Annotated in this window: 13 protein-coding genes; 5 read left to right on the forward strand and 8 right to left on the reverse strand. The window is 49.5% G+C overall.

Going from position 1 to position 13,253, the window contains the following annotated elements; all coding sequences use genetic code 11:
- Positions 1 to 404 precede the first annotated feature (404 nt).
- From arcA to BZG79_RS05470, 5 genes are all read left to right on the forward strand, one after another.
- Positions 405 to 1,625, forward strand: a complete 1,221-nt coding sequence (arcA, locus tag BZG79_RS05450) for an arginine deiminase (protein ID WP_025674807.1) — start codon at positions 405 to 407, stop codon at positions 1,623 to 1,625.
- A gap of 57 nt (positions 1,626 to 1,682) precedes the next feature.
- Positions 1,683 to 2,645: a carbamate kinase gene (arcC, locus tag BZG79_RS05455; protein ID WP_021023407.1), complete on the forward strand. Its 963-nt coding sequence runs from the start codon at positions 1,683 to 1,685 to the stop codon at positions 2,643 to 2,645.
- A gap of 27 nt (positions 2,646 to 2,672) precedes the next feature.
- Entirely contained in the window at positions 2,673 to 3,677 is a 1,005-nt protein-coding gene (gene argF / locus BZG79_RS05460; RefSeq protein WP_077773898.1) for an ornithine carbamoyltransferase, read from the forward strand.
- A 170-nt stretch (positions 3,678 to 3,847) separates the two neighbouring features.
- Complete coding sequence (locus BZG79_RS05465) at positions 3,848 to 4,336, forward strand: arginine repressor (protein WP_021023405.1); 489 nt, start codon at positions 3,848 to 3,850, stop codon at positions 4,334 to 4,336.
- A 66-nt stretch (positions 4,337 to 4,402) separates the two neighbouring features.
- Positions 4,403 to 4,795, forward strand: coding sequence for a RidA family protein (locus tag BZG79_RS05470; RefSeq protein ID WP_077459924.1), 393 nt, complete (start codon positions 4,403 to 4,405; stop codon positions 4,793 to 4,795).
- A gap of 54 nt (positions 4,796 to 4,849) precedes the next feature.
- Here the strand turns inward: BZG79_RS05470 and idi are convergent, their stop codons facing one another.
- The 8 genes from idi to nudF form a co-directional block, all read right to left on the reverse strand.
- The gene (gene idi / locus BZG79_RS05475; protein WP_077773899.1) at positions 4,850 to 5,416 is read right to left on the reverse strand and encodes an isopentenyl-diphosphate Delta-isomerase; all 567 of its coding nucleotides are present in this window, start codon (positions 5,414 to 5,416) and stop codon (positions 4,850 to 4,852) included.
- 14 nt (positions 5,417 to 5,430) lie between these two features.
- Entirely contained in the window at positions 5,431 to 6,165 is a 735-nt protein-coding gene (locus tag BZG79_RS05480; protein WP_077773900.1) for a 1-acylglycerol-3-phosphate O-acyltransferase, read from the reverse strand.
- 98 nt (positions 6,166 to 6,263) lie between these two features.
- A complete protein-coding gene (parC, locus tag BZG79_RS05485; protein WP_077773901.1) occupies positions 6,264 to 8,513 on the reverse strand; it encodes a DNA topoisomerase IV subunit A in 2,250 nt (749 codons plus the stop codon).
- A gap of 25 nt (positions 8,514 to 8,538) precedes the next feature.
- Entirely contained in the window at positions 8,539 to 10,431 is a 1,893-nt protein-coding gene (gene parE / locus BZG79_RS05490) for a DNA topoisomerase IV subunit B (RefSeq protein ID WP_077773902.1), read from the reverse strand.
- 210 nt (positions 10,432 to 10,641) lie between these two features.
- Positions 10,642 to 11,220, reverse strand: a complete 579-nt coding sequence (gene yqiA / locus BZG79_RS05495; protein WP_077576462.1) for an esterase YqiA — start codon at positions 11,218 to 11,220, stop codon at positions 10,642 to 10,644.
- Positions 11,221 to 11,225: 5 nt separating this feature from the next.
- A complete protein-coding gene (gene cpdA / locus BZG79_RS05500) occupies positions 11,226 to 12,011 on the reverse strand; it encodes a 3',5'-cyclic-AMP phosphodiesterase (RefSeq protein ID WP_241824030.1) in 786 nt (261 codons plus the stop codon).
- A gap of 61 nt (positions 12,012 to 12,072) precedes the next feature.
- Positions 12,073 to 12,519 carry a DUF1249 family protein gene (locus tag BZG79_RS05505; RefSeq protein ID WP_021023397.1) on the reverse strand — a complete coding sequence of 149 codons (447 nt, stop codon included), beginning with the start codon at positions 12,517 to 12,519 and terminating at the stop codon, positions 12,073 to 12,075.
- A gap of 55 nt (positions 12,520 to 12,574) precedes the next feature.
- Positions 12,575 to 13,201: an ADP-ribose diphosphatase gene (nudF, locus tag BZG79_RS05510; protein WP_077773903.1), complete on the reverse strand. Its 627-nt coding sequence runs from the start codon at positions 13,199 to 13,201 to the stop codon at positions 12,575 to 12,577.
- Between the last annotated feature and the right edge of the window lie 52 nt (positions 13,202 to 13,253).

Below are 13,253 nucleotides of genomic sequence, written 5' to 3' on the forward strand. Positions count from 1 at the left end.
ATAATGATCACCGTCACAATTCAAACCAAAAAATCGCCTGTACTTGTTAAATTAAAAAAAATCAAAAGATAGTCATTCATTAATGACGCATAAGCTTTAATACACGCAAAATAAAATAGGCATAAAACAAACACAAAGTCCGCGCAAACTCTGAAGATAAAAAAATAAAAACGCTAAGCAATCATTAAAAGTGATTAATTATTAAAGACCACGTAAATCATCTGCCATAAATACCATTAACACAGGGTAAAAACCGCTCTCTAGGATGTATTGAGTCAATGTGATCCAACTTCCAGTTCCATTATCACGCCGCGTTAGAATGAATTTGTACCCAATAATAAATCTGCACTTTTTATTTATCCCTTCCGATGAAAAGCCAAGCAGAGATATACGGAGAAAGAAAGATGAACAACTTCTATGTCGGCTCAGAAATTGGTCAATTACGTACAGTGATGTTACACCGTCCTGAGCGTGCTTTGACACACCTCACTCCCTCTAACTGTCACGACCTGCTTTTCGATGATGTACTTTCCGTTGAACGCGCAGGTGAAGAGCATGACAAGTTCGCACAAACGCTTCGAGACCAGGGTGTGGAAGTCTTATTGTTGCAAAACCTGCTGGCTGAAACGCTGGATGTCCCTGAAGCCAAAGCTTGGCTGATGAACCTAAAAATATCTGACTATACCTTTGGTCCGTCGTTTGCGAACGATATCCGCTGCTACTTAAATGATCTTCCTCATCATGAGTTAGCGTCGATGTTCTTAGGCGGGCTCGCCTACTCTGAGCTTCCGCTGGCGACAACCTCGATGTTGCAAGCGATGCATGCCCCTTCAGACTTTATTATCGATCCACTGCCTAATCACTTATTTACGCGAGATACCTCGTGCTGGTTATACGGCGGCGTATCGATTAACCCAATGGCTAAACCGGCGCGTAAACGTGAAACCAACCATCTACGCGCCATTTATAGATGGCACCCACGTTTCGCCAATGGCGACTTTATTACCTACTTTGGTGGCGAGAACATTGATTATGACAATGCCACTATCGAAGGCGGCGATGTCACTGTCTTGGGTAAAGGCGTGGTCCTCATTGGGATGTCTGAACGCACCACGCCGCAAGGGGTAGAAAACCTCGCATCCAGTTTGTTCAAACACGGACAAGCCAAGCAAGTGATTGCGATGGAGCTCCCTAAACACCGCTCATGCATGCACCTTGATACCGTGATGACCCATATGCGCGAAGATACCTTCTCGGTATACCCAGAAGTGATTCGCAAAGACATCAAATGCTGGAGCCTCACCGGTGATCGCACTGGCAAACTCAATGTTCGCGAAGAGGATTACTTCCTGACCGCGATTGAAAAAGGACTTGATGTCGGCCCACTGAATCTGATTACCACAGGCGGTGACAGCTTTGAAGCCGAGCGTGAGCAATGGAATGATGCCAACAACGTACTCACCGTTCGTCCTGGTGTCGTGGTGGGCTATGAACGGAATACCTATACCAACGAAAAATACGATAAAGCGGGTATCACTGTCTTGTCGATTCCCGGTGACGAATTGGGCCGCGGCCGGGGTGGCGCGCGCTGCATGAGCTGCCCTATCCATCGTGATGGTATTTAAAACGCATTGGGCTGAGCCTGCTTGCGCTCAGCCCCAACGACTGTAGAGAGTATGATTATGAATAAACCCACTGTCGTGGTTGCATTAGGTGGCAACGCCCTCCTGCGTCGAGGCGAACCTTTAGAAGCCGACATTCAACGTGCCAATATCGCCAAAGCGGCAAAAACCATCGCGGCGATTGGTGAGCAATATAACGTCGTTCTGGTTCATGGCAATGGCCCACAAGTCGGCTTATTGGCACTGCAAGGGTTAGAGTATAAATCTGTGACCCCTTATCCGTTGGATGTGCTCGGCTCTGAAACCCAAGGCATGATTGGCTACATGCTGATGCAAGAGCTACATAACTTAGCACCGGATCAACATGTGTCTTGTATGCTCACGCAAATGACGGTTGATCCCAAGGATCCGGCATTTGCCAATCCGACCAAACCGATTGGGCCCGTGTATGACCAACAAGAAGCGAATCAGCTTGCTGACAAATATGGCTGGGATATCAAACCGGATGGCCAATATTTCCGTCGGGTGGTACCTAGCCCGCAACCCACTGGCATTATTGAGGATGATGCCATTGCCAGCTTGATCAAACAGGGGCATTTAGTGATTTGTACCGGTGGTGGCGGTATCCCAGTCATTAAAGAAGGTGATCAACTCAAAGGCATTGAAGCGGTAATTGATAAAGACATGTCAGCCGCATTCTTAGCCCGCCAAATCAATGCCGACGCTCTGCTGATTTTGACCGATGCCGAGGCGGTCTATCTCGACTATGGTCAACCCAATCAACGGGCCATCGCCGAGACAACGCCCGAGGATCTAAGCCAATACACCTTCGATGCAGGCTCAATGGGGCCTAAAATTGATGCCTCGTGCGAATTTGTGCGCCAAGGTGGAAAACTGGTTGGCATCGGCGCTTTAGAAGATGGTTTAGCGATTCTAGCCGGTCAGGCGGGCACGCGTATTCGTCCACATTCAGTGAATAAAAACAATATTTCTCACGGCCAACCTGCTCCTGCACAAGCCTGAGACCAATAACGAAGAGGATTTACCATTATGGCTTTTAACCTACGCAACCGTAACTTTCTGAAACTACTGGACTTCACGCCTCGTGAGATCCAACACTTTATCGACATGGCTATTGAACTCAAAAAAGCCAAATACAACGGTTATGAAACGCCGCGTCTAAAAGGTAAGAACATTGCTCTGATCTTCGAAAAAGCCTCAACACGCACCCGCTGTGCCTTTGAAACCGCTGCGTTCGACCAAGGCGGCCAAGTCAGCWACATCGGCCCAACCGGCTCTCAAATTGGTCATAAAGAGTCGATGAAAGACACCGCTCGCGTACTCGGCCGCATGTATGACGGTATTGAATACCGTGGCTTTGGACAAGACATTGTCGAAGAGCTCGGTGAGTTTGCCGGGGTACCTGTATGGAATGGCCTGACCACCGAGTTTCACCCTACACAAATCTTAGCCGATTTAATGACCATGCTCGAACATGGCCGTGGTAAGCAGCTTCATGAAATGCGCTTTGCTTATCTAGGCGATGCTCGCAACAACATGGGAAACTCCCTGATGGTCGGTGCAGCGAAAATGGGGATGGATATTCGCTTGGTTGCACCAAAAGCATTCTGGCCGGAAGACGCATTGGTGACACAATGCCGTGAAATTGCAGAGCAAACCGGCGCGCGCATTACGCTCACCGAAGACGTACAAGAAGGCGTTAAAGATTGTGATTTCTTGTATACCGACGTCTGGGTTTCCATGGGCGAGTCTAAAGAGGCTTGGGACGAGCGCGTCGCGATGATGAAACCCTATCAAGTCAATATGGATGTAGTGAAAGCAACCGGTAATCCACATGTAAAATTCATGCATTGCTTGCCCGCGTTCCATAATAACGAAACCACCGTCGGCGCCGAAATAGAACAAAAATACGGCCTAAAAGGACTAGAAGTCACCGAAGATGTGTTTGAGTCAGACTGCTCTATCGTTTTTGACGAAGCAGAAAATCGCTTACACACCATCAAAGCGGTGATGGTCGCCACCCTCGGCGATTAATCCCCTAACAGGGCGTCACACGGCGCCCTGCTTCTCCTCTTGATACCACGCAGTGACACGCATCAAGGTTTCCCTTTACCGCAACTGATAGCATATGCGATTGAATCGCTAATCATCAGTTTTATCTACTGATATTAAAGTAAAGTGCCGTTAATTATAAGGGGTTGCCCGTGGTTGATGATGCAATTCTATCGGTAACAGCCGCCACACCAGAGGACGATATCCTTTCAACGTGCCGGCATTTACTCCAAACCCAAAGCTTTACCACCCAAGATGCTGTGCGTCAGCAACTGGTGGATCTTGGCTATCTTGATGTCAGCCAATCGACTGTCTCTCGGTTATTATCAAAGCTGGGGGTCGCCAAAGTACCCAATGCGCATGGACAAAAAGTCTATACGCTGAGTGGCGAGATGGAGCCTGTGTATGCGATCTCTTCGGTTGGATCACAAATTGACGCGATCACCTGTAGCCACGCCATGGTGGTGGTAAAAACACATCCAGGCGGTGCCCAACTGATTGCACGCTTAATCGATCTTCACCGGCACCCCTTAATTTTAGGCACGGTAGGCGGCAACGACACCATTTTGGTCGCCCCTCGCCGCTTAAGCGATCTCAGTGCCTGCGAGCAAGTGGTCCGTGATCGCCTTGCCCCCGTGTAAACGGCTTTACCTGGCTGGATAACCGTTGCAGACTATAGGTGTTGCGTTTTAACAAAGGAATAGACAATGATCCAAGTACTGCAAACTGAACAGGCGCCAGAAGCGATCGGTCCTTATTCACAAGGGGTTGATCTTGGCAATATGATCCTTACTTCTGGCCAAATCCCGGTTAACCCGGTAACTGGACAGATTTCACCAGAAATTACAGCGCAAGCACGCCAGTCTCTGGATAATGTTAAAGCGGTTGTCGAAGCGGCAGGACTGAAAGTGAACGATATTGCTAAGCTCACTGTGTTTGTGAAAAACATGGAAGACTTTGCCGATATCAACAAAGTGTATGGTGCATTCTTTGACGAGCACGGGGTAGAAAACTATCCAGCACGTTCGTGTGTTGAAGTGGCACGCCTGCCCAAAGATGTTGATATTGAAATTGAAGCCATCGCAGTACGTAGCGCTTAAAGAAAAAAAGCGGCGTCGACGACGCCGCTTAATTGTCACCCAGCCAATCTCGGTTTATATCTGCGAGGCGGTTGGCAACTCAACCATCGCATGAATCCGGGTCAGTACCTGCTCAAACCATGCGGTAAATCGCTCAGGGCTCTCTGCGACTGCCTGCCTCACCTCACTTTCCGACCACCAGCGACAATCTTCTACCTCATCTGGGTTTAAGATCATATCGACGCGATTCACCTCACAGGCAATGACTTGATCCAACTCGTGTTCAATCAACCCGTTGCCCAACTCTGCGCGATATTCAAACCAAGGTCCCATCATAAAGTTGAGCGGACGCGCAATACCTAACTCTTCGTATAGACGCCGCTTTGCCGCTGCGGCAATCGGTTCATCCTGTTTGGGGTGTGAACAACAGGTGTTAGTCCACAACCCGCCACTGTGATATTTATCTGCCGCCCGACGTTGGAGTAGATACTCACGCTCCCCATTGGCGTTGCATCGAAATAACATAACGGAGAAGGCCATATGCAGCCATCCTTGCTGATGCGCCTCCAACTTTTCAGCGATCCCTTGTGGTTCACCATTAGGTGAGACCAACACAACATGGTGGCGCTGGGTTGAAGTCATAAGTGAATCCTCAATTAGCGGTCGCGTTGATTACGTTCCGCAACTTCTGCATCAAGCTGTTCTAACTTGCTTTTCATCACTTGGTGGCAGTGTTTAGCAAGCGCACGAACATTGTCTTTATCGTAGCTCTCAGATGAAATCGGTGCCATCACTTCAACAATCACATGACCATTGTTCCAACGATTGGCTTTTAAATGATGCGTTGAGCTGCATACGATCGGGATCAAAGGCACGTTGGCACCGATTGCGGCGTGAAACGCGCCGGTTTTAAAAGGCAATAACCCACGCCCGCGAGAACGTGTCCCCTCTGGGAATAACCATACGCTCAGTTGCTTGGCACGGATCTTTTCCGTCACCTGCGCAATGGTCCCCATCGCTTTACTGCGGTTCGCTCGATCAATCAATACGTTGCCGGTTAGCCAATAAAGCTGGCCAAAAATCGGTACCCACAAGAGGCTTTTTTTACCAACGGTGACCGCGCCAGGCATTAATGCATTGGATAAGGTCACCATATCCCAGTTACTTTGGTGGTTGGCAATACAAACACTGGCACCGGGCTCGCGCGGTGCGCCTTCGGCAAAACGCAGTTCCAAGCGAATCCCAAATAAACGAGAGAGGCGCCCAAACCATTTACTGATATGATAGCAATTACGGGGGTTACGGGGGCTTAATAAGCAGTAAAGCCCACCAAAGACAAACAGCAACACAGCGGCAATTAATAATGCCAGCAGTCGCACGACAAAAATCATTTCTCTCTCCAAAGAGCCAGCGTAGAAGGCGAGTCAGTATACGGATTCAGCACAAAAATGCACCCACGCCGCCCTTGATCACAAGGGCGGACGTTGTGTTATTCATCAGTGAGAATATCTATCTCATCGACGCGCTGAAGGCCTCGAGGCAGCATACTCCCTCGACGACCACGCTCACCACGATAATGAGCCAAATCGTCTGGCTTTAACGTTAATTTCCGTTTACCTGCGTGCAGAGTAATCCCTACATCGGCGGGCACGACATAGAGCTGACTTAACACTTCTTCACGCGATTTCGCGCGTGCGCCAGGGATATTAATGATTTTATTGCCTTTGCCTTTGCTCAACTGGGGAAGTTCATGCACAGGAAAGACCAGCATTCGCCCTTCATTAGAAATAGCCACAATCAAATCCGTTTCTAGCTGGCTGATTTGACGAGGCGGCATCACCTCAGCATGCGCGGGCACCGTTAGCAAGGCTTTGCCGCTACGGTTTTTTGACAGCATATCGGCTTGTTTACACACAAAGCCATAGCCCGCATCGGAAGCCATCAGCATAAACTGGTTTTCATCTGCCATGAGTACATGACGAATCGATGATCCTGGCGTGATATTAATTCGACCCGTAATCGGCTCGCCTTGGCTTCGTGCTGACGGCAAGGTATGCGATTCGATCGCATAACTGCGCCCATCTGATCCCAAGAACACCGCAGGTTGATTACTCTTACCCGGTGCGGCATCGAGGAATTGATCCCCGGCTTTGTAATTTAGGCTGCTGGCATCAACATCATGGCCTTTGGCATGACGAATCCAACCTTTGTCAGATAACACCACAGTGATGGGCTCACTGGGGACTAAATCACGTTCCGTTAACGCTTTGGCCTCGGCACGCTCGATCAAAGGAGAACGGCGGTCGTCACCATATTTTTCTGCATCCGCTAGGATTTCTTTTTTGATCAAGGTGTTTAACCGACGATCTGACCCCAGCAATGTTTCGAGTTTGTCGCGCTCTTTGCTGAGCTCATCTTGCTCACCGCGAATTTTAATCTCTTCTAACTTGGCCAACTGGCGCAACTTGATCTCAAGAATGGCTTCGGCCTGTTTCTCACTCAAACCGAAGCGCTGAATCAACTCCGCCTTTGGCTCATCTTCACTGCGGATGATCTCAATCACCTCGTCAATATTGAGGTAAGCGGCGAGTAAGCCCTCCAAAATATGCAGGCGAGCGAGCACTTTTTCCAAGCGATGCTCAAGGCGACGTCTTACGGTTTGGCGTCGGAAGGTTAACCATTCAGACAAAATGCCGTGTAAGCCTTTGACCTGCGGCCGACCGTCCAGGCCAATCATATTGAGGTTAACGCGATAGCTTTTCTCTAAATCGGTTGACGCGAATAAGTGATCCATCAGCTGATCACAGTCAACACGATTCGAGCGCGGAACGATGACAATACGCGTTGGATTTTCATGATCCGATTCATCGCGTAAATCATCCACCATCGGCAGCTTTTTCGCCCGCATCTGATTGGCGATTTGCTCTAATAATTTGGCACCAGAGACTTGATGCGGCAACGCTGTGATCACAATTTCGTTGCTTTCTTTATGCCACAAAGCACGCATCTTGATGGATCCGCGTCCGCTGGTATAGAGCTTTTTCAAATCTGATTTTGGCGTGATCACTTCAGCTTCGGTCGGATAGTCAGGGCCTTGAACATACTCAAGCACGCCGTCTAAATCCATACTGGGCTTATCAATCATCGCCGCCAGCGCATTGGCGAGTTCCCGGGCATTGTGCGGGGGAATGTCGGTGGCCATACCCACTGCAATCCCAGTAATACCATTTAATAAAATATGCGGTAAACGTGCCGGTAAGGTCTTCGGCTCTTTCATGGTGCCATCAAAATTGGGGCCCCATTCAACCGTGCCCTGGCCAAGCTCTTGCAGCAACACTTCTGAAAAGCGTGAAAGACGTGATTCGGTATACCGCATCGCAGCAAAGGATTTAGGATCGTCCGGTGCGCCCCAGTTCCCTTGCCCATCAACCAGTGGGTAGCGATAAGAAAACGGCTGCGCCATCAACACCATGGCTTCATAGCAAGCCGCATCCCCGTGGGGGTGGTATTTACCCAACACATCGCCAACGGTACGGGCCGATTTTTTATACTTTGCGGAGGCGGAAAGCCCCAACTCGGACATCGCGTAAATAATCCGGCGCTGCACTGGCTTTAAGCCATCGCCGATAAACGGCAGTGCGCGATCCATGATGACGTACATCGAGTAATTGAGGTAAGCGTCCTCAGTGAACTGGCGAAGGGCAAGCTGCTCTACGCCATCATAAGTCACCTCTGTCATGCGAATAAGATCCCGTTATAGTTATTTAAATATCGATAAGTTCGGCCATATCGCCTTTTTGCTGCAGCCAATGGCGGCRATCTTCCGCTCGCTTTTTCCCCAGCAACATATCCATCAGCTGTTGCGTTTGCTCTTCGTCATCGATAGTGAGCTGTACCAAGCGCCGAGTATTGGGGTCCATGGTGGTCTCACGCAGTTGTAAGGGGTTCATTTCCCCTAACCCTTTGAAACGTTGAACATTTATCTTGCCACGCTTATTACTTAAACGCTCCAAGATCCCGGCCTTTTCATCCTCGTCCAAGGCATAAAAGACCTCTTTTCCACAATCAATCCGGTACAAAGGCGGCATCGCGACATAAACGTGGCCACCTCTGACCAACGCGTGAAAATGTTGCATAAATAATGCGCATAGAAGGGTCGCAATATGCAGGCCATCTGAGTCCGCATCGGCCAAGATACAAATTTTATCGTAACGCAGGTGAGATAAATCGCTCGAGTCCGGATCGATCCCCAGCGCGACCGAAATATCGTGTACTTCTTGCGAGGCGAGTACTTGGTCTGCTGAAACTTCCCAGGTATTCAGGATCTTCCCTCGAAGCGGCATCACCGCCTGGAATTCTCGATCGCGCGCTTGTTTGGCCGACCCACCTGCAGAATCCCCTTCGACCAAAAAGAGCTCAGTACGACTGGAGTCTTGCATGGCACAATCCGTTAACTTGCCAGGTAATGCAGGGCCAGACGCCACTTTTTTACGCACCACTTTCTTGGCGGCACGCATCCGTCGATGGGCGCTGGCGATACAGACTTCTGCCAAGCGCTCAGCCAAATGAGGACGCTCATTAAGCCAAAGGCTGAACGCATCTTTTACCACGCCAGAGACAAACGCCGCACATTGGCGCGATGACAAGCGCTCTTTGGTTTGTCCAGCAAATTGCGGGTCTTGAATTTTAACCGAGAGCACGTAGGCACAACGCTCCCAAATATCGTCCGCGGTCAACTTGACCCCGCGAGGCAATAGGTTGCGAAATTCACAAAACTCCCGCATTGCTTCCAACATACCTTGGCGTAAGCCATTAACGTGGGTACCGCCCTGTGGGGTTGGAATTAAATTCACATAACTTTCGGTGGTTAACTCTCCCCCATCTGGGAGCCAAATCACCGCCCAATCAGCGGCTTCACTTTGGCCACTAAATTCACCGATAAAAGGTGTCTCGGGCAGTACCTCATAACCTTTCACACTGTGTGCTAAGTAGTCTTTGAGCCCGTCTTCATAGCACCAAGTAATGGTTTCATTGGTGTTTTTATCCGTCAGATTCACCGTCAAGCCCGGACACAATACAGCCTTGGCTTTTAAAATGGTTTTCAAGCGCGTAAGCGAGAACTTGTCCGAATCAAAAAATTGGCTATCGGGCCAAAAATGAACGCGGGTACCTCGATTACGGCGTCCACATGTTCCGGTGACAGTCAAGTCTTGTACTTTATCGCCATTTTCGAACGCGATGTCATACACCTGACCGTCGCGTTTAACGCTGATCTCGACCCGATGAGACAAAGCGTTAACAACCGAAATACCCACCCCATGCAGGCCGCCACTAAACTGGTAGCTTTTATTGGAAAACTTACCGCCAGCATGGAGTTTACATAAAATCAGTTCGACCCCAGAGACGCCCTCTTCTGGGTGGATATCAACCGGCATCCCTCGACCATCATCAATCACCTCTAATGACTGATCTGCATGAAGAATGACATCAATTTTACTGGCGTGACCGGCTAGCGCTTCATCGACACTATTATCGATCACTTCTTGCCCCAAATGGTTGGGACGGCTGGTATCGGTGTACATACCCGGACGTCGGCGCACTGGCTCGAGCCCATTGAGGACTTCTATCGATCCTGCGTTATAGTTTTGTTCTGTCATAATCGATTAGCTTAATAAATGTGATGACATGGTCAGCAAGGGGGATCCGCTTGTCAAGCGCGACCCCAGATTGCCACGAGTTTCTGTGAACTGCCATCCGAGTCATAATTGGCTTAGTCATCCGCTTAGCAGAGCACTTTGGCAGATAAACATGGGTGGACAAGGCATTGGTCAAAGCATAAGTGGACAAGCATTGGCGTGGTAAGCAGATTATACGCCGAGAAATTGCAGTATCTCCTCGCAATAGCGTTCAAAGCCAATAAAACTATGATCGCCATGAGGCTCAACGGTCTGTTTGCTCGCGTTAAATTTCTCCACCGCCTGACGGTAATCTAATACTTCATCACCCATTTGTTGTAATAACCAAAAGCGCGAAGGCTCAGACAGCGTGGGCACATCAAGCTCACGCAGGGCGAGAATATCAGCGGCATCCAAGTGGTAATGTTCTTGGGTATAAGGGTTAACCTGCTCGCCAATATAGTCTTGCAATAACTCATAAGGGCGAACCGCAGGGTTCACCAGTACAGCAGGCAATTGATAACGTTCACTCAACCAAGTGGCGAGGAATCCCCCTAATGAGCTTCCGACCAATCCTAGTTGATGCGTTTCCCTGTAGGCCTCTACCCGTTCAGAAAGTAAATCGATAGTCGGCGCGGGATGGCTAGGGAGTTGCGGGACCAATACATCAATATCAGGCCGGTAACGATGGCAAAACTCACGCATTTGCGTGGCTTTTAATGAGTGTGGCGAGCTATTAAAGCCATGTAAGTAAAGTAACGCAGATGCCATGTTGATTAATACCCGCTCGAGTCAAAGTCAGGACGGAAGTAACGTCCGGTGACACGTTCAACTTGCGTGTCAATGTGTCCGTCAGGATAAAGCGTCAGCCAGCGCCAACCCGGGTTTTGGTTATCGAGGGCAAAATCATGCGAATCGGGCATAAACTGGATACAGGTTGAAGGCGCTGCCATCACACGCGCGCCTTGATGACGAATATCTAACGCCTGATGAATATGGCCACACACCACCACTTTCGCTTGAGGATGGCGAGCCATAATCTGCCAAAACGCCTCTCGATTGACCAGTTTATGCTGATCAAGCCAAGTGCTTCCTGCCTCCAAAGGATGGTGATGCAATAGCACGAGCGCGTGTCGCTCTGGATAAGCACTTAAATCCGCATCTAAGCGTTTGAGTTGATCGTGAGATAATTCACCGTGCGGCACACCCGCGACCTGGCTGTCGAGCAAGATCATTTGCCAGTGCTCTCCTAATAAGACCTGCGAACGGGCCATCAAGGTGTTCGAGTGCAGCACCGCGCGCATTTCAGGCTGAAAGTCATGATTGCCTGGCAGCCAAAAGCAAGGCTGTTTCCAGCGCTGAATCCCGTCGACAAAACGGCGATATGACAATGCAGAGTGATCTTGCGATAAATCGCCCGTGGCAATAATGGCATCGAAAGGCTTCGATGTCGCACTGATTGCCTCTAACACGGCGTGATAGCTTTGAAGTGTGTTGATACCCAGCAAACTGCCCTGCTCATCGGCGAACAGGTGCGTGTCGGTAATTTGCAAGAGACGAATGCAATCGCCGTGGGCGTTATCTATCTGACAAGGCTGCAACGTTGAAAGTACCTTTGCTGGTTTAGTTTAACGATGATTTATACATAGGATTAGACGCGCTAATGCCACGACGCAAACAATGGCCGAGCCAATCCGATAAAAATGCATTTACTTGATGCTTTTCATCACGCTGATGCATGCGCGGATTTGGGTAATCATAACGTGGTTTCAAGCGCGAAATCTGCTGCGTGGTACACACTTCCGCCACGCGTGCATCATGATACAAGCGTACAGTCAGGTTAGCATGTAAATACGAAGGTGCGTCTCCTGGACTAAGCTGCGCGATATCAAGCAAGGTGGTATAACGCGTCGACTCGCGGACCACCAGCGCATATTCCTGACCATGAATATCGTATCGGCAGACGCGACCTACCTCATCCGGCTGTGGCATCAGACGAACAAGCTTGGCGTAATTGGTTTCATAAAGGCGCATCATCGCCGATAAGTCGACACGATAATTAGTTTTCACGGGTACCTACTTGTTATTCGAGCCTGCGTAATGCGTACACGATCGGTTATCGGTTTTAACGATTATAACTCTGACGCAATCTCACCGCATTGAGTTCCAACCATTGTAAAGCAATGATCGAGGCTGCATTCTCAATTTCACCATCGACCACTTTTTGATACGCCTGCTCTCGAGAAAAACGATGAACAAGAATGTCTTCATTCTCAGTGTCTAGACCATGAATCCCCTCGGCATCACTCGCATCCACAATGGCAACAAATACATCGAGTTGCTCAGAGCACCCACCGGAGCTGGATAAATAACGGGTGACATGTTCCATTTGCTGCAACAACAATCCAGCTTCTTCTCGCGCTTCACGGTGTGCCACTTGCTCTGGTGATTCATCGCTATCGATCATGCCCGCGACAATTTCTAACTGCCACGGCGTCGCACCCGCTGCCATCGCCCCGACGCGGATTTGCTCAAGCATGACCACCTCATCTCGCCCTGGATCATACGGCAATACCGCGACGGCGTGTCCACGCTCAAACAGCTCTCGTACCACCGCACCGCTCCAGCCGCCCTCAAATAGACGATGACGAAACTGATAGCGTTGAATAGAAAAGAAGCCTTGATAAAGTGGTGAGATATCTTCAATCACGATATCGTCGCGACCAAATTGTCCGGGCGGATGGTCTGACATGCTAGCTCCTTATGATAGGCTGTCGCGGCGCAGTCTTATCACTGGCCCTGAT

This window comes from Salinivibrio sp. MA427, assembly GCF_001996115.1.
GTDB classification, from domain to species: Bacteria; Pseudomonadota; Gammaproteobacteria; order Enterobacterales; family Vibrionaceae; genus Salinivibrio; species Salinivibrio costicola.

What these genes read in the sequence shown, in the direction of transcription:
- arcA (WP_025674807.1), top strand. Translation starts at nt 405, where the DNA reads ATGAACAACTTCTATGTCGGCTCAGAAATTGGTCAATTACGTACAGTG.
- arcC (WP_021023407.1), top strand. Translation starts at nt 1,683, where the DNA reads ATGAATAAACCCACTGTCGTGGTTGCATTAGGTGGCAACGCCCTCCTG.
- BZG79_RS05470 (WP_077459924.1), top strand. Translation starts at nt 4,403, where the DNA reads ATGATCCAAGTACTGCAAACTGAACAGGCGCCAGAAGCGATCGGTCCT.
- idi (WP_077773899.1), bottom strand. Translation starts at nt 5,416, where the DNA reads ATGACTTCAACCCAGCGCCACCATGTTGTGTTGGTCTCACCTAATGGT.
- BZG79_RS05480 (WP_077773900.1), bottom strand. Translation starts at nt 6,165, where the DNA reads ATGATTTTTGTCGTGCGACTGCTGGCATTATTAATTGCCGCTGTGTTG.
- parC (WP_077773901.1), bottom strand. Translation starts at nt 8,513, where the DNA reads ATGACAGAGGTGACTTATGATGGCGTAGAGCAGCTTGCCCTTCGCCAG.
- yqiA (WP_077576462.1), bottom strand. Translation starts at nt 11,220, where the DNA reads ATGGCATCTGCGTTACTTTACTTACATGGCTTTAATAGCTCGCCACAC.
- nudF (WP_077773903.1), bottom strand. Translation starts at nt 13,201, where the DNA reads ATGTCAGACCATCCGCCCGGACAATTTGGTCGCGACGATATCGTGATT.